Below are 20,053 nucleotides of genomic sequence, written 5' to 3'. Positions count from 1 at the left end.
ACTTTCAAAACGTTTCAGTTTGGTCAAGCTCAAGGCGGGCGAAAATTTCAACCACAGGAATACATTTAGTATTTCGAGGATTGAAATTTGAGCCCAACGCAGAGATCGGCCAAAATGGGGCGTTTTGAAACTGGCTCAAGAGTGTATTATGCAAAATAATAGCCTGCTTATAAAAAAGACAGCAAAAGATACAAAAAGTACCTTGCTTCTTAAATTTATCGGGATTTTGTTATTTATATCTTTAACTTTTTTGCCTGGTACGGTGTGGATAGGTGCGTGCTATGCTGAAACAATATCCACCGATGATCTTGCAGAATTAAGCATCCGGGAGTTAATGGAAATTGAGATTGAAATTACCACAGGTTCCAAAAAAAGTCAGACACTTGCAAATACTGCTGCTGCCGCTTTTGTAATTACGCAGGAAGATATCAGACGCTCCGGGGTAACCAGTATTCCTGAAGCTTTGCGCATGGTTCCCGGATTGCAGGTTGCCCGGATCGATGCAAACAAGTGGGCCATATCATCTCGCGGATTCAACAGCCGACTTTCCAATAAGCTGCTTGTGCTTATGGATGGACGCACACTTTACTCTCCTCTATACACTTCTGCATTCTGGGATATCCAGGACACCCTTCTTGATGATATTGACAGAATAGAAGTAATACGAGGGCCCGGCGCAGCTCTATGGGGTGCGAATGCCGTAAACGGAGTTATAAATATAATCACCAAAAACGCCAAAGATACAACTGGCGGGCTTATAAGCGTGGGAGCCGGAAAAGAGGAAAGAGGGTTTGGTAGTTTTCGTTTCGGCGATACGCTTGGTAGAAATGCATACTACCGCATCTTTGGCAAATATGCCGACAGAGATGAATTCAGATATTCATCGGGACGTGATGCCTCAGATGACTGGGATATTTATACTTTAGGATTTCGAACTGACTGGAATCCGACAGCAACTGATTCTGTGATGTTTCAGGCAAATAATTCCAGTACGGATAGCGGCTCGGCAACAACTGTCTCAAGCTTGACACCGCCCTATTCAACAACTTTAGTAGAAGATAATAACAACGAAGGCATAAACTTTCTTGTAAGATGGCAAAGTATTTTATCGAACACATCGGACATGATTCTTCAATTATATTATGACAGAACAAAACAAAATCTGTCTATAGTTGGCGAAACAAGAGATACATACGATTTGGATTTTCAACACCGGTTTTCCCCATTAAAAGATCATGAGACTATATGGGGGCTCGGATACCGTCTTACAAAAGATAATATAAAGCCTTCCAGCAATGTATCTATTGATCCGAACAGTCGCACCGATGATCTTTTAAGTGCGTTTGTACAGGATGATATAAAAATATTTGAAGATTATCTGAGGTTAACCATTGGTGCAAAATTTGAATACAATGACTATACAGGTTTTGAATTCCAGCCTAATATACGTGCACTATGGACACCTGATAAACAAAACTCTATATGGGCGTCCTTTTCAAGGGCAACAAGAACCCCTTCAAGAGCCGAAAGTAATGGAAAAGCTAATTTTTCTGTACTGCCTCCCGGCATTCCTCCAAACTCATCAGGGCTCCCCATTCTTATACAAAATATTCCCAATGATAATCTTAAATCCGAGATCCTATATGCCTATGAAATAGGCTACCGAAATCAGATAAGTGACTCAATTTCAATGGATATCACCGCTTTCTATAATAAATATAATAATCTTAGATCAACCAATTTGGATTTTACGGCTGTATTTTTTGAATCTGATCCTCTTCCGTCTCATCTTGTAGCACCCATATTGCTTGACAACGATGCTCATGGACATACTTATGGCATAGAAGTATATGGGCAATGGCAACCAATTGCATGGTGGAAAATCAAACCGGCTTATTCCTTTTTGCATATTAACATTACAAAATCTCCAAGTTACTTTTCTATTAAACCACTTGATAAGGCGGCACCAAGACATCAGCTATCTTTGATGTCCAACATGGACCTTCCCATGAATCTGGAGCTTGACCTGTGGCTACGTACTGTTGACGATCTGCCGGTTATAAATATTGATGGATATTGCATGGTGGATGCCCGCTTAGGGTGGAAGCCTACTCAAAACCTTGAATTATCTCTTGCAGGACAGAATATTTTTGACAACCAGCACAAGGAGTTTAATGACTCGGTTTTAAATTTAGTTTCTACCGAGGTGGAACGTACAATTTATTTTAAGATAACATGGCATTTTTAACAGCATAAATATCATACTTAAATGATTATACATAATCAAATTAAATATTATAAGGTATTTACAACTAATCAGGTTTCAAAATATATCCTATGGGTAATCCTTATCCTTATGATATCCGTATCGATTTCTTCGTCATTGAGTTATGCATCGGAATCTTTAAATACGGAATCCAAACTAAAGGCGGCATTTATTTATAATTTTGCCAAATTTGTCGACTGGCCTGCCACAGAAAGTAAAGATACCTCATCCCAATCGTTTGTAATAGGCGTACTTGGCAGTAATCCAATTATTGAAGAACTTTTAGCTATTGAAGGAAAAATCATAAAGGGCAGAAAACTGGCTGTAAGATTATTGTCAAACATTAAAGAAATTAATAACTGCCAGGTTGTTTTTATAAGCGCTTCAGAGAAAAATAATCTTATCAGCATTTTAAATGCAGTAAAAAACAAAGAAATACTTACTGTAAGCGATATGAATAATTTTGTGGGTAACGGAGGAAACATAGGATTTGTAAGGATAGAAAATAAAATACGTTTTGATATTAACTTAAAAACAGCCGAAAAATCCAATCTGAAAATCAGGTCGGACCTTTTGGCACTTGCAAGAAGAATTATAAATTGAATAACTTATAAAAAGCTATCGAATGTATATATATACACTCATAAATAGAGGAGTTCAATATTTATGACATTTATTATTTGAATCGAAAAGGATGAGTTATGTTAAAAAGTTGCCTTCTTCTGAGAAAATCAGGAAAATATTTAAATATTTTCCTGATTATGAAATTAATCTTTATCCTGCTATGTATTGCTTCAGCCTTGTTTCCATGCACAGCATTGGTCGGTACATGTCATGCGGATGAAATATCTTCAGGCGACCTCACAGAACTGAGTATCCGGGATCTGATGGAAATCGAAATTACTACGGGCGCAAGAAAAAGCCAGACATTAGCAAATACCGCCGCAGCCGCTTTTGTTATCACACAGGAAGATATCAGGCGCTCCGGTGTAACCTCTATTGCCGATGCTCTTCGTATGGTTCCGGGATTACAGGTTGCCAAAATTGATGCAAACAAGTGGGCCATATCATCGCGTGGATTCAATAGCCGATATGCAAATAAGCTGCTTGTATTAATGGATGGGCGTTCGGTTTATTCTCCTCTTTATTCCGGTGTTTTCTGGAATATTCAGGATACAGTTCTTGAAGATATCGACAGAATAGAAGTAATCCGTGGACCAGGTGCTGCTTTGTGGGGAGCAAATGCGGTAAACGGTGTTATAAATATCATCACAAAAAGCACCTATGATACAAAGGGTGGACTTGTAAGCGCCGGAGCCGGAAAGGAAGAAAGAGGATTCGGAAATTTTCGCTTCGGTGATTCACTTGGAGAAAATGCTTGCTACCGTATCTTTGGTAAATATGCAGACAGAGATGAATCCAAATTAACATCGGGACGCGACGCTGCAGATGACTGGGATATTTATACAATTGGATTTAAAACAGATTGGACTCCAACGGCAACGGATTCTGTTTTGTTTGAAGGAAACCACTATCGTTCGGACGATGGACAAACAATGACTTTTCCTGATATATCCCCACCATATTCGCAAACTTTTAATGAAGATGCCAAATCCGATGGCGTAAACTTTCTGGCCAGCTGGGAACGGTTTATATCAAACACATCGGATATGAAGCTACAGATATATTACGACAGAGCGAGAATAGAACAGACAGCACTCAGTAACACAACAGATACTTACGATCTGGATTTTCAACACCGGTTTTCTCCTCGGGAGAAACATGAAATTATATGGGGTATCGGGTACCGGCTTATAAGCTTTGAAACAAATTCCTCCCCCATTGTAATAGTTGACCCTGAAAACCGCACTGATGACATTTTAAGCGCATTTGTTCAAGATGATATTACAATAGTGCAAGATCATCTGAGACTGACTCTTGGCGCAAAGTTTGAACACAATGATTACAGCGGCTTTGAATTCCAACCCAATATCCGGACACTCTGGACTCCGGACAAACACAACTCCATATGGGCATCATTTTCAAGGGCGGTAAGAACCCCTTCAAGAATAGAAAATGATGTGCATACTAATCTCTTCGTAATTCCACCCGGTACTCCTCAAAATCCATCCGGTCTTCCCATGGTTATTTCAAATATTGCCACTGGAGATTTCAAGCCGGAGAGCCTTTATGCCTATGAGATGGGATATCGCAATGAGATAAGCAAATCAGCTTCAATCGATATTGCAGCATTCTACAACAGATATAAAGATCTTAGATCACATAATTATAATACCCCGTTTTCTGAGCTCAATTCCAGTGTACCTCATATTGTATTGCCCATTGCAATTTCTAACGATAATGAAGGACACACATATGGCATAGAAGCATTTGCTGAATTAAAACCTCTTTCATGGTGGAAAATCAAACCGGCTTATTCCTTTTTACATGTAAACCTGTCGGAACCCACGGAAGACTCTTCCGGCGAAGCACCAAGGCATCAATTCTCTTTTCAATCCAACATGGATCTTCCCATGAATCTTGAGCTTGACCTTTGGCTTCGTTATGTAGACGATCTTTCGGATTCAGACGTTAATAGCTATAGTATGGTTGATGCCCGTCTGGGATGGAAGCCTGCTGAAAATTTTGAAATATCTCTTGTGGGGCAAAATATTTTTGACAGTCAGCACCAGGAATTTAAAGAAGACTACTTAAACTATGCAACATATGAGGTGGAACGCGCATTCTACATAAAGGCAACCTGGCATTTTTGATAGTTTAAAGCGGTTGAATTTTTCTCCAGCCTTGAGCTTGACTAAACTGAAACGTTTTGAAAGTGGCTCAAGACATATAAAATATGTTTTGATATTAACTTAATAACAGCCGAAAAATCTAATCTGAAAATCAGATCGGATCTTTTGTCGCTTGCAAGAAGAATTATAAATTGAGGAGATAGTAAAAAGTTATCAAAATTTAAATAGAATCATAATCAGCTCAATTCTATCTTAAATTTATTATTTTTAACCAAAAAGGTGCGTTATGTTAAAAAATATTCTTCGCATGAGGAAGACGGGGGCAAATGCAAAAATTTACCCGATTATGAAATTCAACTTTGTTCTGCTATGTATTGCTTCAGCCTTGTTTACCTGCACGGTAATGGTCGATACATGCTATGCGGGAAAAATATCCTCCGCCGACCTGACCGAGCTAAGCATCCAGGACCTGATGGAAATAGAAATTACCACGGGTGCCAGAAAGAGCCAGAAACTTGCAAATACTGCCGCTGCCGCTTTTGTTATCACACAGGAAGATATCAGGCGCTCCGGGGTAACCTCTATTGCCGAAACCCTGCGCATGGTTCCGGGATTACAGGTGGCCCGGATTGATGCAAACAAGTGGGCAATATCATCGCGTGGCTTTAACGGGCATTATGCCAATAAGCTTCTTGTATTAATGGATGGTCGTACTGTTTACACACCACTTTTTTCCGGAGTTTTCTGGGATGTTCAGGATACTCCTTTGGAAGATATTGACAGAATAGAAGTAATCCGAGGACCCGGTGCAGCTTTATGGGGAGCAAATGCCGTAAACGGAGTTATTAACATCATCACAAAGAGCGCCCATGATACTAAAGGCGGGCTTGTCAGCACCGGAGCCGGAAAGGAAGAAAGAGGTTTCGGAACTTTTCGATATGGTGATTCAATTAACGAAAAGGCTTCCTACAGGTTCTTTAGTAAATATTTTGACAGAGATGAATCAAAAGTTTCATCGGGTCGTGATGCCAAAGATGACTGGGATATTTATACATTAGGATTTCGAACGGATTGGAACCCGACAGCCACGGATTCTGTAATGTTTCAGGGAAATCACTACCATGCTGATGAAAGCCAGTCTTACTCTTTTCCATCTTTGACTGCACCCTATTCATTTCCTGTTGATGAAGAGACTAAAACCGATGGAGTAAACTTTCTTTATAGGTGGAACCATTTGTTTTCAGGCAAATCGGATATGTCGTTGCAACTGTATTATGACAGAACAAGAATACATCAAACAGTGATTAGTGAAACAAGAGACACATATGATTTTGATTTTCAACACAGGTTTTCCCCCTGGGAAAAACACGAACTTATATGGGGCATAGGTTACCGGATTACAAGCGATAATATAAAATCTTCATATATGATATCTGTTTATCCTAAAAGCCGTACCGATGACCTATTAAGCACATTTGTGCAAGATGATATCACAATAGTGGAAGATCATCTCAGGTTGACCCTTGGCGCAAAGTTTGAATACAACGATTATAGTGGTTTTGAATTCCAGCCCAATATCCGGGCACTCTGGACCCCTGATAAACAAAACTCCATTTGGGCATCATTTTCAAGGGCTGTGAGAACACCTTCAAGAGCTGAATATGATGCCCGTTTGAATATTCTTATGATTCCCCCTGGCTATCCTCCAAACACATCAGGCATTCCCATGGTTATATCTAATATTCCCAACGATGATTATAAATCTGAAATCCTCTATGCCTATGAAATCGGCTATCGCAATAATATAAGCGAATCAATTTCAATGGATATTACTGCTTTTTATAATAAATATAAAGACCTCAGGGAAACTGCAATTGATTATACCTCTACATTTACAGAGCTTTCACCTCTTCCGCCTCACATGGTGTTACCTGCCACAATGACTAACGATATTCATGGACATACATACGGCATAGAAGTATCTGCCGAATGGAATCCGGTTTTATGGTGGAAAATTAAACCAGCTTACTCTTTTTTACATATGAACCTGTCGGGAACTCAGGATACCTCTAATAGTTTAACTTATGAAACTGCAGCTCCAAGACATCAATTCTCCTTAAGATCTTCTATGGATCTACCAAAGGATATGGAGTTTGATATGTGGCTTCGTTATGTTGACGATCTTCCGTTCATAAATATTGACGGATACTGCACAATGGATGTTCGCTTAGGATGGAAGCCAACTCAAAACATTGAATTATCTCTTGTAGGGCAGAATATTTTTGACAACCAACATCCTGAATTTCAGGAAGAACTTCTAAACTTAGATAGAACAGAAGTGGAACGTACATTTTATTTAAAGGTAACCTGGCGTTTTTAGCAGTATCCGTATGGTATTTTAATGATTTTGCATAACCAATTTTAATATTATAAGACATTACAACTCATAATATGGCTAATAAGGCAATAAAATATATTCTTTGGGTTATCCTGGTTCTGATGATATCCGTATCAATTGCGATATCAGGAAGCTATGGATCAGAATCATCAAAAATGGAACCCAAACTAAAGGCGGCATTTATTTATAACTTCGCCAAATTTGTCGATTGGTCCACCACATATAGTAAAGGCATATCATCCCAACCGTTTTTAATAGGCGTACTGGGCAATGACCCTATAACCGAAGAACTTTTAGCTATTGAAGGAAAACTCATAAAGGGCAGAAAAATGCTTGTCAGAACACTGTCGGATATTCAAGACATAAAAGGATGTCAGGTTGTTTTCATAAGCGCTTCAGAGAAAAATAATCTTATCAGCATTTTAAATGCAGTAAAAAACAAAGAAATACTTACTATCAGCGATATGAATAATTTTGTGGATAAGGGTGGAAGCATAGGATTTGTAAGGATAGAAAATAAAATTCGTTTTGATGTTAACTTAAAAACAGCCGAAAAATCTAATCTGAAAATCAGGTCGGACCTTTTGGCACTTGCAAGAAGAATTATAAAATGAGAAGGTTTTCATTCCTTCAGCTAAACATAACTACCGGTTTACCATTATTGTATTAAAAGTGGGATTAAAGTTAATAATTGATTTTCTAATCACTTGAAATATGCGCATAAGCATTATGATTATGAATGGATTCAAAGTTTTCAGCACTTACGGAAAACCAGGTTATGTTATCATCTTTTTTGATTTTTGCGGCAACATCACGCACAATATCTTCAACAAACTTTGGATTGGAAAAAGCCCTTTCCGTTACACTTTTCTCATCTACCCGTTTTAAGACAGAAAAAACATCACAGGAAGCTGAACTTTCAACAAGCTCTATCATATCTTCCATCCAGATAAATTTTTTAAACCTTGTAGAAAGCCTCACTTCTCCCCTTTGGTTGTGTGCTCCGATTTCGCTTATTTCCTTAGAACAGGGGCAAACAGATGATATTGGAACAATAACTTCAGATACGATATCGATTTTATCACTGGGATCACTTGATCCTATAATACGGCAGGTATAATCCATAAGGCCTGGAGCATTGCTTACCGGGGCTTTTTTTTCTATGAAATAAGGAAAAGTGACTTCGAGATGTGCTGATTCTGCATTCAGATGTTTTTTCATCTGATTTAATATGGTCGCAATTTTTTTTAATGACACTTCGTCATGCAGGAATAGATGAAGGAGTTCCACAAAACGGCTCATGTGTGTCCCCTTATATTTATGGGGCAAATCAACGTACATGTTGATCGTAGCAACGGTATTCTGAACCCTGTTTTGCCTGTCAAGAACAGTAATTGGGTAACGAATATTTTTTATACCAACCTTATTGATCGATATATTTCTGTAATCTCTCTGACCCTGTACATCTTTCATTTAAAATACGCCGCCTCTTTAACCGGCAAGCAACAAAATCAACTAAGCCCTTGAACCATTGATTGTCAGACAATAGCAATTATTCTTTGTCGTCAATATTGCTGTTTTCAACTTTAATATCTTCTTGTTTAAGAACAATTTTACCTGCGGCAATTTCCCTAAGCGCTATAACGATATCTTCGTTTTTTGGTGCGCTGACAAGATATTCGGAACCTTCCCGAATCTGCCTGACCCTTTTTGCAACCATGTTTACAAGTATAAAACGGTTAGGTACTCTTTTCATACAATCTTCAATTGTTATTCTTGCCAAAATCCAACCTCCGTCTGCGACACTCTTTTATGAATAAAATTATAATATTTCAACCAGTTCATAAAACCTCTTACCACCGGGAGCCTGGAGCACTATCTCTTCCCCCGGTTTTTTACCTATAATGGCCATTCCAAGAGGAGAAGAAACCGATATTCGTCCTTTTTCAATGTCAGATTCATCGGGACCTACAAGCTGATATTCTATACTTTCACTCGTATCTATATTTTCAAGAACAACATTGCAACCAAAAACAGCCTTATCTTTCGGCAATGAGTCCGGATCAATTACATCTGCATTTCCAAGTTTATAACTAAGCTCGCCTATCCGGCATTCAAGAAATGCCTGCCGATCCTTGGCAGCCGCAAACTCGGCATTTTCAGAAAGATCACCGTGTGCTCTTGCTTCCTCAATAGCTTTTATGTTGCCAGGCCTTTCAACTTTTTTTAAATGTTCTAGTTCTTTTTTAAGAGTTTCATAGCCTCTTGTTGTAATGGGTATTCGTTCCAACTTTACACTCCTGTATTATAAATACTTATCCGCCAGAATTTCTGCAATCTGAACGGCATTGGTTGCGGCTCCCTTTCGGATGTTATCCGCAACAATCCAAATATTTATCCCGTTTGGTATCGACTCGTCCTGCCTGATGCGCCCTACCATCGTCAGATCCTGACCGGCTGCATCTATCTGAAGAGGATAAACATTATTCTTGACATCATCAACCAGCTTAATCCCTGGGGCTTTTTCAAGCAATGCTTTAACCTCACTGGCAGAAATAAATGCTTTTGTCTCAATATTAACGGACTCGGCATGACTGAAAAAGACAGGCACCCTTACAGTTGTAGCTGTTACTCCGATAGTATCGTCTTCCATTATCTTTCTGGTCTCATTTAACATTTTCATTTCTTCTTTGGTGTAGCCGTTATCAAGAAACACATCTATATGAGGAAGACAATTAAAAGCTATTCTGTGCGGATAAACATTCTTCTTATAATCAATACAGTTTATCATGGCCCTTGTCTGATCAAAAAGTTCATCTATCGCCTTTTTCCCGGTACCTGAAACCGCCTGATATGTTGAGACAACAATTCTTTTGATTCCGCATTTTTTCTGTATAGGGTTTAAAGCAACGACCATTTGAATTGTAGAACAGTTCGGGTTTGCAATAATCCCCTTCTTTTTATAACCGGCAATGGCATGGGGGTTGACTTCCGGAACCACAAGCGGAACATCGACATCCATCCGCCATGCACTGGAATTATCAACTACTACACATCCGCTATTTGCCGCAATCGGCGAAAATTTAAGGCTTGTTCCTCCGCCAGCTGAAAACAAAGCAATATCCATGCCTTTAAAAGAGTTTTCTGTAAGTTCTTCCACAGGTACGGCATCGCCCTTAAACTTAAGCATCCGCCCAACCGAACGGCTTGAAGCTAAAAGTTTAATGGACTTTACCGGAAAATTCCTCTCTTCAAGGCATTGTATCATCTGATTGCCCACAGCACCCGTTGCCCCGGCTACCGCAATATTAAATTTTTTTTCAGACATTGTTCTTTCCTTAATCATGGTTCAAGGTTCATGGTTCACAGTTATTGTAAACCACCAATAGCCAACTGTGAACCCGGAACCGTAAAGACGTTAACCGTTTACAATATAACCTTTTATCAGATCGCCAACTCCACTTGTGGTATAACCCATTTTACCGGCAGCTACATCTATTATGTCATTGCGAAGAACATTTTTAACTGCATTTTCAATCATAACGGCAGCCTGTTCTTCTCCTAATGTCTCAAGCATAACTTGAGCTGCCGAAATTGCTGCTATCGGATTTATAATCTGTTTGCCGGTATATTTTGGAGCAGAACCACCTATTGGCTCAAACATTGATACTCCTTCAGGATTAATATTGGCACCTGCGGCTATACCCATACCACCCTGAATCATGGCGCCAAGATCGGTAATTATATCTCCAAACATATTGTCTGTAACAATGACATCAAACCATTCCGGATTTTTTACCATCCACATACAGATTGCATCAACATTGGCATAATCGGTTTTGATATCAGGATATTCCTTCGCAACCTCATTAAAGGTGCGCTCCCAAAGATCAAAAGCATAGGTCAAAACATTAGTCTTGCCGCAAAGAGTGAGTTTTTTCTCTTTGTTTCTTTTACGGCAGTACTCAAATGCAAAACGCACACATCGTTCAACACCTTTACGGGTATTGATCGATTCCTGAATAGCAACTTCATCAGGTGTATCCTTTTTAAGAAAACCGCCTGCTCCTGTGTAAAGCCCCTCAGTATTTTCACGAACAACTACAAAATCTATATCTTCCGGACCCTTGTTTTTAACAGGAGTTTCAACTCCTTCATAAAGCCTTACAGGTCTTAAGTTTATATATTGATCACAACGAAATCTTAAATTTAACAGTATCCCCTTCTCAAGGATTCCGGGTTTAACGCCAGGATGGCCGATTGCGCCAAGATACATAGCGTCGTTAGTGAGCAAAGATTCAATAACAGTTTCTGTAAGTAGTTCTCCCGTAGCCAGATAATGCTCTCCACCTAAATTATAATTATGATAGGAAAGTTTAAACCCGCACTTTTCGGAAACTGCATCCAATACCTTGATCCCTTCGGCAACAACTTCAGGCCCGGTGCCGTCGCCGGGTATAACAGCTATCTTGTATTCCTTTGTCATCTTTTCACCGCAATAAATATTTTGCTAAAAGCCTAAAAAAACCGGCGTTAGCAATAATTAAATTGTATATTTTCCAAACTGAGCCACTTTCAAAACGTTTCAGTTTGGTCAAGCTCAAGGCGGGAGAAAATTTCAACCACAGGAATACATTGAGTATTTCGAGGATTGAAATTTGAGCCCAACGCAGAGATCGGCCAAAATGGGGCGTTTTGAAACTGGCTCAAACGCATTATCTTTTTCATGCCAGATATCCTAAAATACCTGACCCCGCTTTTATTTTATTTCCAACAGCTACACTAATTTTTGAATCGGCAGGCATATAAACATCAAGACGCGATCCGAAGCAAATCATGCCGAAACGTTCACCTCTTTTTACAACATCTCCATGCTTTAACCGGCAAATAATTCTCCTTGCAATAAGCCCGGCTATTTGTACTGCACAGATTTTTTTACCACTTGCCGTTTCAATTAAAACCGCATTACGCTCATTTTCTTTTGAAGCCTTATCAAAACTTGCATTAAAGAACTTTCCCGGAAAGTAGCTAATGTTTGTAACCTTTCCTTCATGTGGAATACGGTTAACATGGACATTAAATACATTCATGAATATGCTTATTTTAATGCAATCTTCCTTGGTAAAAGGATTTTCCTTTAAACGCTCAACAATAATTACTTTTCCGTCAGCAGGAGATACAACGGCTCCTTGATCCATAGGCACAACTCTTTCCGGATCACGGAAAAACCAGCAAATAAAAAGAGTAACCGCAAAACATACACTCGCAAGTATACTAGTTCCAGCAAACGCAAAAACAACAGTTGCAAAACCTGCTGCAAGTATAAAATAATAACCAGGCGCTGCAATAGGAATTGCGGATCTTTTATCAGGGTCAGCTTTTTTATCGTTCATCAATTATATATAATATATATATGGTATGTAAAACTGCTTCTCATCAAAATATAAAGAGATTGCCTAGCCCGCTGCAAATATTTTTATCGGCTAATTATTAAAATGCCAATATATTACGAGCGCAATCTCAGTTTATACATACAAATTTGTTTTTAAAGCCCTTATACCAAAATAAATCGTATGCTGTCAAATATAACTTATTTTCGCAGCTGGTATTTCCTGACAGCATTATTATGTTCATTAAATTTAGCTGAAAAATAATGTGTGCCGTCATTTTTTGAAACAAAAAAAAGATAAGGTATATTAGCCGGATAAAGTGCAGCTTCAATAGATTCATACCCCGGACTTGCAATCGGGCCTGGCGGAAGCCCCCTTATTACATAAGTATTATATGGAGTTTTTGCCGAAAGATGTTTGCGTGTAATATTTCCCTTAAAATTATTAATCCCATATATTACAGTAGGATCTGTTTCGAGTCTCATACCTAATTTAAGCCTGTTGTGAAAAACAGCCGAAATCAATGGGCGCTCATCAGGAGCAGCCGTCTCTTTTTCAATTATTGACGCAAGCGTGATAATTTCATGGGTTGAAAATCCTATCTCTTTTGCTCTTGCTTCCAATTTTGATGAATAAACGGACCAAAACCTATCAACCATTGTAGAAATGATATTTTTAACAGATTCCCCTTTTGAGAAAAAATATGTATCAGGATATAAATACCCTTCAAATGACAAAGCTTCTATTTTTTTTTCATGTATAAATGAAGCATCTGATGAGATTGTTAAAAATGATTCCTTTGTCCCAAAACCGGCTTCTGATATAAGAGCCTCAATCTGCTGCATATTATACCCTTCAGGCACAGTGATTTTATGAAGATATGTTTTCCCTTGCACCATTTTATCAAGGATTAAAGCAGGCGACATCGAAGATGAAAAGGAGTATTCGCCTGACTTTATTATTTTGTCATATCTTTTCAGCAGGGCATACAATATGAATTTTTTCGGATTTTTGATAATACCGGATTCTTTAAGGCTATATGCGGTTTTGATAAAAGTCTGACCTTTTTCTACAACAACATATTTCAAAGATTTGTCCGAACCTGCAGGTTTATTTGCATAATTTATTATATCAAATACAAAAAGCAACACAGCTATTATAGACACAGCAAATAATAACAATGATATTTTTGTATATTTGTTTAATTTTTTCGATTTATGCAAATCCATAAAAAATATAAACTTATATTTATTGTTACCGGCCTATAATCCGGCATTTCTTATTACTGTAATTACCTGTAAAATATACCTTAATAAAACAAACCTGCATTTTCAATCTTGATAAAATACTATTTAAACTTATATATATTTTATTACATAGGGGTTTTTACAAATGGCAATTTATGTTATGGTTTTAATGAGAATTTTGTGCAATTGTTATTTCTCATAAACTTTGGGAAAATCAATTATTCTCCAAATGGCTCGTAATATATACACATCAAATTAAAATGTTGTATACTTTAAAATATTTTTGCAATTTTTTCAATCAGGAATATACTTATGAAATCAAATAACAATTTGGATTCTGAATACAAAGGCTTTGAACAGGGGCCGATTCGCCCTCCTAGTGAAGCACACAGTCTTCTAATACGCATAACAAGAAACTGCCCATGGAACCGATGTTCTTTTTGTCCTGTATATAAGGCATCAAAGTTTTCTGTCCGACCTGTTGAACATGTTATAAAAGATATTGATACCTTACATAAATACGTCACACATTTGCTTGATCTTGCAGAGGACGCCCGCAAGAAAGGCAAGAAAGAAATAAGTACTTCCGAAATTAATGTTGCGCCGGGTGAGAGCAGAGCTTTCAATGCTGCATATTACTGGCTTTCAGCAGGAATGAAATCAATATTTCTTCAGGATGCAAACAGCCTTATAATTAAACCACCGGATCTTATTAAAATTCTTGTGCATATGAAAAAATGCTTTCCATGGACGGAAAGAATAACATCTTATGCAAGGTCCCATACTGTTGCAAGAATAAGCGATGATGATCTTCTGGCTATAAGAGAAGCAGGTTTAAACAGGATACATATAGGGCTTGAATCAGGATCGGACAAAGTTCTTAAAATGGTGAAAAAAGGAGTTACAAAAGAAACCCATATAAAAGCAGGGCAAAAAGCGAAAAAAGCAGGCTTTGAACTTTCCGAATATGTTATGCCGGGTCTTGGTGGTGTTGCTTTATCAAAAGAACATGCTCTTGAAACCGCAGATGCCTTAAATCAGATAAATCCGGATTTTATAAGGTTGCGCTCGCTTACAATCCCTCAAAACACAGGTCTTTATGATGATCACCGGGCAGGAAGGTTTGAAAAAGGCAATGATATTATTACAGCACAAGAGATTCTGCTTTTTATAGAAAACCTTGATAACATAACAAGCAATATAGTAAGCGATCATATCTTGAATCTTTTTGAAGATGTTGAAGGAAAACTTCCGCAGGACAAAGAAAAAATTATGAACGTCCTTCGTACATTCCTTGATATGCCGCCACAGGAGCAATTGAATTACCGGATTGGAAGAAGGCTTGGTATTTTCTCACGGTTAAGCGATATGAATAATCCGCAAAAGCTCGAGAGAGTTGACAATGCTCGTATAAGCCTTGGAATAAATCCTGAAAATGCGGATAGACAGATTGATGAACTGACTAGCAGAATGATGTGAATAAACATATGGCAAAAGCTAAACTTAAAGAACATAAGATAAACAGGCGCTGGTGCAAAGGCTGCGGAATTTGCGCGCATTTTTGCCCCAAACAGGTTCTTGAAATTGATAAGGATGAAAAAGTGGTTGCAGCACGTCCCAAGGATTGTATTGCCTGCAAGCTTTGCGAATTAAGGTGTCCTGATCTTGCCATAGAAATTGAGACTGAATAAACAATTCAGGTTCCAAGGTTCCAAGGTTCACGGTTCAAGGTTAGGTAAGAATGAAGATCTAAAGGCAACCAACCGTGAATCCTGCACTGTGAACCTAACAAAATGTGTTGTTACTGAATAAGGCCATAACATGAATGAGAAGAATATAAAATTTGTTCAGGGAAATGAAGCTTGCGTAGAAGCTGCGTTATATGCCGGGCTTGGTTTTTTTGCAGGCTATCCTATAACGCCTTCAACTGAAATCGCAGAACTGCTTTCAGCAAGACTTCCGCAAACAGGCGGAAAATTTCTCCAGATGGAAGATGAAATCGCATCAATATGCGCAATTATAGGGGCCTCTTTAACAGGGAATAAAGTTATGACCGCAACAAGCGGCCCCGGTTTTTCTCTCATGCAGGAAGCATTGGGTTATGCGATCATGGCCGAAATTCCATGCGTGATAGTAAATGTTCAGCGCGGCGGTCCTTCAACAGGTAATCCTACACATGTCAGCCAGGGCGATGTTAACCAGTCAAGGTGGGGAACTCACGGGGAACATTCCATAATTGTGCTTACCGCTTCAAATCATCAGGATATTTTCTCCATTACTGTTGATGCTTTCAATATGGCCGAAACATACAGAACGCCCGTTATTCTTCTTTTTGACGAAGTTACAGCGCATATGCGAGAAGGTTTAACAGTGCCTGAAAAGGGCGCTCTTGATATTGTTGACAGACTGAAGACTTCTGTAAAAAAAGGAGTCGATTTTCATCCTTATCTGCCAAGAGAAGACGGACGTCTTCCTATGTCCTATTTCGGAGGCATTCACAGATACAATGTTACAGGGCTTTTTCACGACATGTGGGGGTTTCCTTCAAGTGACCCTGGAATTGTTCATGGGCTTCTTCGCCATCTTGTAGATAAGATAGAAAATAATGTTTATAATATTGCAAGATATAAAGAATACTTTCTTGATGATGCCAGAACCATTTTTATCTCCTACGGATCATCAGCCAGATCGGCGCTTCATGTGGTAAATAACAGAAGAGCGCGGGGAGAACGTATCGGTCTGCTTGAACTTCAGACTTTATGGCCTTTTCCCGCAGGAATTGTAAGGCAAAAATGTTCTGAAGCACATTGTGTTATAGTAGTTGAAATGAACATGGGGCAAGTACTACAGCAGGTAAAAACAGCCGTAGACAATCCTGATAAGGTATTTCTTGCAAACCGTATTGACGGTGAACTCATAACTCCCACGGATATCAGGAATATAATGAGGCTGATCAGAGGCAAAGGTGTATAAATAATGCCAGTTAAAGATTATATCAGAGAAAGGTTTTTTCCACAGATGTGGTGTCCCGGATGCGGGCACGGCATAATTTTAAACGGCCTGATAAAAGCAGTAGAAGAGCTCGGCATAAACAAAAACGATATTGTTATGGTATCAGGCATTGGATGTTCCGCCAGGATATCCGGCTATCTTGATTTTCACACAATGCACACACTGCACGGACGCGCGCTTGCATTTGCAACAGGCATAAAAATGAGCAGACCTGAATTGAATCTTCTTGTCCCGATGGGAGACGGCGACGCACTGGCAATAGGCGGAAACCATTTCATTCACGCAGCACGCCGCAACATAGATATTACAGCCATAGTTATGAACAATCGTGTTTACGGAATGACAGGCGGACAATTCTCTCCTCTTTCCGGTTATGGCTCTCTTGCTTCAACAGCGCCATATACCAATATAGATCATCCCTTTGATGTTGTGGATTTAGCTACGGCTGTCGGCGCTACTTTCGTAGCCCGCTCAACAACATACCACATAAAGCAGTTAACCGATTTAATCAAAAAGGCGATCACCCATAAAGGCTTTTCTGTTGTTGAAATCCTTTCCCAGTGCCCTACTTACTACGGCAGGAAAAACAAGGAAGGCAATGCATATGAAATGATGGAACTTATGAAGCAAACGACAACGCCCATTGGTTCAGAAGCAAAAAAAGAAAATCCTGATCTGATTGAGACAGGCATTTTTGTTGAAAAAGATAAGCCTGAATATTGCGCAGAGTATGATAAAATCATCGAAAGAGCGACGAAAGGCAATTAATTATGGAAAGAATCAGGATCGTTTTTTCAGGTTCGGGAGGCCAGGGAGTAATTACTGCTTCAATTATTATTGCAGAGGCAGCCGTTCTTTATGAAAACCTTGTTGCAGTACAATCCCAATCATACGGAGCAGCAGCAAGAGGAGGCGCAACAAAAGCCGATGTATTAATATCGGATTCAGAAATAAATTTTCCAAAAGTAAACAATCCCAACCTTCTTGTCTGTCTTACTCAGGAGGCATATAACCAATTTTCACCTATAATACGTCCCGGTGGCTTTCTTGTTACCGATACCCATTATGTAAAAACCCATAACGGAGTTGCTGCACGCCAGAGAGAACTTCCCATGTATCAGTCGGTTATGGACAATATAGGCAAACCGGTTGTATACAATATCTGTATGTTGGGAGCAGTAATATCTATGATAGATTTTGTTCGGCCCGAATCCATTATGAAAGTACTTGAAACAAGAATGCCTGCGGGATTTATAGATATAAATAAAAAAGCTCTGGAACTTGGGATAAAACTTGGAGAGCCGTTTAAGGAATAATAGAAGGAATTGATAGACTTCAGTAATAAACCTGCCGGAATATATATACATATCCCTTTTTGCATAAGTAAATGCCCTTATTGTGATTTTTATTCCATCACGGATTTATCTATTAAAGAAGAATTTATAAAAGCTCTACTTGCCGAAATGTCTATGTACAGATCTTCGCCGCTTTTATTTGATTCCATTTATATAGGCGGCGGCACACCTTCAGTTCTGAACCCAAAAGAGATAGCACAAATATTAGATACGGCTTTCAAGCTGTTTAAAATAGCACCAGAGACTGAAGTAACAATAGAAGTAAATCCTAAAACCATAAGTCCTGAATCTTTACAAAATTTAATACAAACCGGAATAAACCGGATAAATATCGGGGTTCAGTCTTTTTCAGATAATAATCTTAAATTTCTCGGACGTATTCATTCGGCCAAAGAAGCCAAAACAGCCATAAGATGGGCGCAAAATGCCGGGTTTGAAAATTTTGGTATCGATCTTATTTACGGGATTCCAGGGCAGACGGGGAAATCCTGGCTGTTGGATCTTGAAACCGCTATGCAATTTGAACCTGAACATATTTCCTGCTATATGCTTACATATGAGCCTAATACCCCAATTTATAATAATATGAAAACCGGCTGTTTTTCTCCCTTGCCGGAATCTCTTGCAGGCTCTTTATTTGAATTAACCACAGGCTTTTTAGAAAACCAAGCTTATATACATTACGAAGTTTCAAATTTTTCCCGCTCTTCAAATAAGAAATCAAGACATAATCAAAAATATTGGTCTGATGTGCCCTATACGGGATTTGGGCCCAGCGCTCATTCATTTGATGGAATACAAAGAAGATGGAATGTGAGAAGTGTAAAAGATTACATAAAAAATATTAAAGCAGGCACCTCACCGATAGAAGATAAAGAAATACTTTCAAGAGAACAGCAGATTATGGAATCAATTCTTCTTGGTTTAAGACAAACTGAAGGAATAAACATAAATAACTTTAATGCGAAATTCGGAATAATTTTCGAGGATATATTCAAAGAAACTATATCAGAACTGCAAAACAGGCGGCTTGCCGTTTTAACTGGTGACAGATACAGTCTTACAACAAAAGGGATGCTTCTTCTTGACAGCATCTGCGCCATGTTCGCCTTAAATGAATTTTAGGGGCTTTTACTACTTTACACTTGTACCTTACAGCTTTGACCTTTTCAACTTATGAGCTTATGAACCCAGAATATCTTTAACCATTGATTGATTTCCCGACGAGGGGTTTTTAATAAGCCGCGAAATATTGCAATCTATTTGGTGCGTCAAATGCAGACCTGTATTTTAATAACTGTCCTGCTTTTGGCCGGTAACTATCCTGTGTTTCCTGTTAATCCTGTCTGATAAAAAAATAAACCGCAAATCTATATTTATAGTTAAAAAGTTTACTGCTTTACTTTAACACTAAAAAATCAAAATCCGGTGTTGCTAAAAAGACTTGTTTAAACGAAAAGAATAAATACAAAATGTTGAAATGAAGTGGTAACTTTTGCTAAAAAGTTATAAATATTGTATGTCTTAAAAAAATATTTGCACAACAACACATATAAGTGATATTTGTACAAAATTATAATATTATTAAAATGGGATTAAATCCGGTCTTAAAAGTCAAATCATATTGCAGCT

Annotated in this window: 20 protein-coding genes; 12 read left to right on the top strand and 8 right to left on the bottom strand. The window is 38.5% G+C overall.

What is annotated here, in order from left to right; translation table 11 throughout:
* Positions 1–148: 148 nt before the first annotated feature.
* From KKC46_09840 to KKC46_09815, 6 genes are all read left to right on the top strand, one after another.
* A complete protein-coding gene (locus KKC46_09840; protein MBU1054116.1) occupies positions 149–2,248 on the top strand; it encodes a TonB-dependent receptor in 2,100 nt (699 codons plus the stop codon).
* Positions 2,249–2,356: 108 nt separating this feature from the next.
* Entirely contained in the window at positions 2,357–2,869 is a 513-nt protein-coding gene (locus tag KKC46_09835) for a YfiR family protein (GenBank protein MBU1054115.1), read from the top strand.
* 167 nt (positions 2,870–3,036) lie between these two features.
* Positions 3,037–5,040 carry a TonB-dependent receptor gene (locus KKC46_09830; protein ID MBU1054114.1) on the top strand — a complete coding sequence of 668 codons (2,004 nt, stop codon included), beginning with the start codon at positions 3,037–3,039 and terminating at the stop codon, positions 5,038–5,040.
* An 81-nt stretch (positions 5,041–5,121) separates the two neighbouring features.
* Complete coding sequence (locus KKC46_09825; protein MBU1054113.1) at positions 5,122–5,214, top strand: YfiR family protein; 93 nt, start codon at positions 5,122–5,124, stop codon at positions 5,212–5,214.
* A 151-nt stretch (positions 5,215–5,365) separates the two neighbouring features.
* A complete protein-coding gene (locus tag KKC46_09820; protein ID MBU1054112.1) occupies positions 5,366–7,399 on the top strand; it encodes a TonB-dependent receptor in 2,034 nt (677 codons plus the stop codon).
* Positions 7,400–7,470: 71 nt separating this feature from the next.
* Entirely contained in the window at positions 7,471–8,031 is a 561-nt protein-coding gene (locus tag KKC46_09815) for a YfiR family protein (GenBank protein ID MBU1054111.1), read from the top strand.
* A gap of 85 nt (positions 8,032–8,116) precedes the next feature.
* Here KKC46_09815 and KKC46_09810 read toward each other — a convergent pair whose 3' ends face one another.
* The 8 genes from KKC46_09810 to mltG form a co-directional block, all read right to left on the bottom strand.
* Positions 8,117–8,890, bottom strand: coding sequence for a GTP cyclohydrolase I FolE2 (locus KKC46_09810; protein ID MBU1054110.1), 774 nt, complete (start codon positions 8,888–8,890; stop codon positions 8,117–8,119).
* Between the two features lie 79 nt (positions 8,891–8,969).
* On the bottom strand, positions 8,970–9,200 hold the full coding sequence (gene rpoZ / locus KKC46_09805) for a DNA-directed RNA polymerase subunit omega (GenBank protein ID MBU1054109.1): 231 nt from the start codon (positions 9,198–9,200) through the stop codon (positions 8,970–8,972).
* Between the two features lie 39 nt (positions 9,201–9,239).
* Positions 9,240–9,707 carry a transcription elongation factor GreA gene (greA, locus tag KKC46_09800; GenBank protein MBU1054108.1) on the bottom strand — a complete coding sequence of 156 codons (468 nt, stop codon included), beginning with the start codon at positions 9,705–9,707 and terminating at the stop codon, positions 9,240–9,242.
* A 15-nt stretch (positions 9,708–9,722) separates the two neighbouring features.
* On the bottom strand, positions 9,723–10,745 hold the full coding sequence (locus KKC46_09795; protein MBU1054107.1) for an aspartate-semialdehyde dehydrogenase: 1,023 nt from the start codon (positions 10,743–10,745) through the stop codon (positions 9,723–9,725).
* A gap of 90 nt (positions 10,746–10,835) precedes the next feature.
* Entirely contained in the window at positions 10,836–11,903 is a 1,068-nt protein-coding gene (locus tag KKC46_09790) for a 3-isopropylmalate dehydrogenase (protein MBU1054106.1), read from the bottom strand.
* Positions 11,904–11,992: 89 nt separating this feature from the next.
* Positions 11,993–12,145 (bottom strand): hypothetical protein, encoded by a 153-nt coding sequence (locus KKC46_09785; GenBank protein ID MBU1054105.1) that lies wholly within the window; start codon positions 12,143–12,145, stop codon positions 11,993–11,995.
* Complete coding sequence (locus tag KKC46_09780) at positions 12,142–12,810, bottom strand: phosphatidylserine decarboxylase family protein (GenBank protein ID MBU1054104.1); 669 nt, start codon at positions 12,808–12,810, stop codon at positions 12,142–12,144. Before KKC46_09780 ends, KKC46_09785 begins: the two co-directional genes overlap by 4 nt.
* A gap of 197 nt (positions 12,811–13,007) precedes the next feature.
* Positions 13,008–14,036: an endolytic transglycosylase MltG gene (mltG, locus tag KKC46_09775; protein MBU1054103.1), complete on the bottom strand. Its 1,029-nt coding sequence runs from the start codon at positions 14,034–14,036 to the stop codon at positions 13,008–13,010.
* Positions 14,037–14,366: 330 nt separating this feature from the next.
* On the opposite strand from mltG, the gene KKC46_09770 reads away from it, so the two are divergent.
* The 6 genes from KKC46_09770 to hemW all read left to right on the top strand — a co-directional run bounded on the left by KKC46_09770 (position 14,367) and on the right by hemW (position 19,546).
* Positions 14,367–15,533 (top strand): radical SAM protein, encoded by a 1,167-nt coding sequence (locus tag KKC46_09770; protein MBU1054102.1) that lies wholly within the window; start codon positions 14,367–14,369, stop codon positions 15,531–15,533.
* Positions 15,534–15,541: 8 nt separating this feature from the next.
* Positions 15,542–15,745: a ferredoxin family protein gene (locus KKC46_09765; protein MBU1054101.1), complete on the top strand. Its 204-nt coding sequence runs from the start codon at positions 15,542–15,544 to the stop codon at positions 15,743–15,745.
* 130 nt (positions 15,746–15,875) lie between these two features.
* Positions 15,876–17,027: a 2-oxoacid:acceptor oxidoreductase subunit alpha gene (locus KKC46_09760; protein ID MBU1054100.1), complete on the top strand. Its 1,152-nt coding sequence runs from the start codon at positions 15,876–15,878 to the stop codon at positions 17,025–17,027.
* A 3-nt stretch (positions 17,028–17,030) separates the two neighbouring features.
* Entirely contained in the window at positions 17,031–17,834 is an 804-nt protein-coding gene (locus tag KKC46_09755) for a 2-oxoacid:ferredoxin oxidoreductase subunit beta (GenBank protein MBU1054099.1), read from the top strand.
* Positions 17,835–17,836: 2 nt separating this feature from the next.
* Positions 17,837–18,382 (top strand): 2-oxoacid:acceptor oxidoreductase family protein, encoded by a 546-nt coding sequence (locus KKC46_09750; protein ID MBU1054098.1) that lies wholly within the window; start codon positions 17,837–17,839, stop codon positions 18,380–18,382.
* A gap of 9 nt (positions 18,383–18,391) precedes the next feature.
* The gene (gene hemW / locus KKC46_09745) at positions 18,392–19,546 is read left to right on the top strand and encodes a radical SAM family heme chaperone HemW (GenBank protein MBU1054097.1); all 1,155 of its coding nucleotides are present in this window, start codon (positions 18,392–18,394) and stop codon (positions 19,544–19,546) included.
* The last annotated feature ends 507 nt before the right edge of the window (positions 19,547–20,053 follow it).

This window comes from Pseudomonadota bacterium (assembly GCA_018817425.1).
In the GTDB taxonomy this organism is placed as follows: Bacteria; Desulfobacterota; Desulfobacteria; order Desulfobacterales; family RPRI01; genus RPRI01.
The sequence above is the reverse complement of the archived record's forward strand: the minus strand, read 5'-3'. Positions and strand labels throughout refer to the sequence as shown.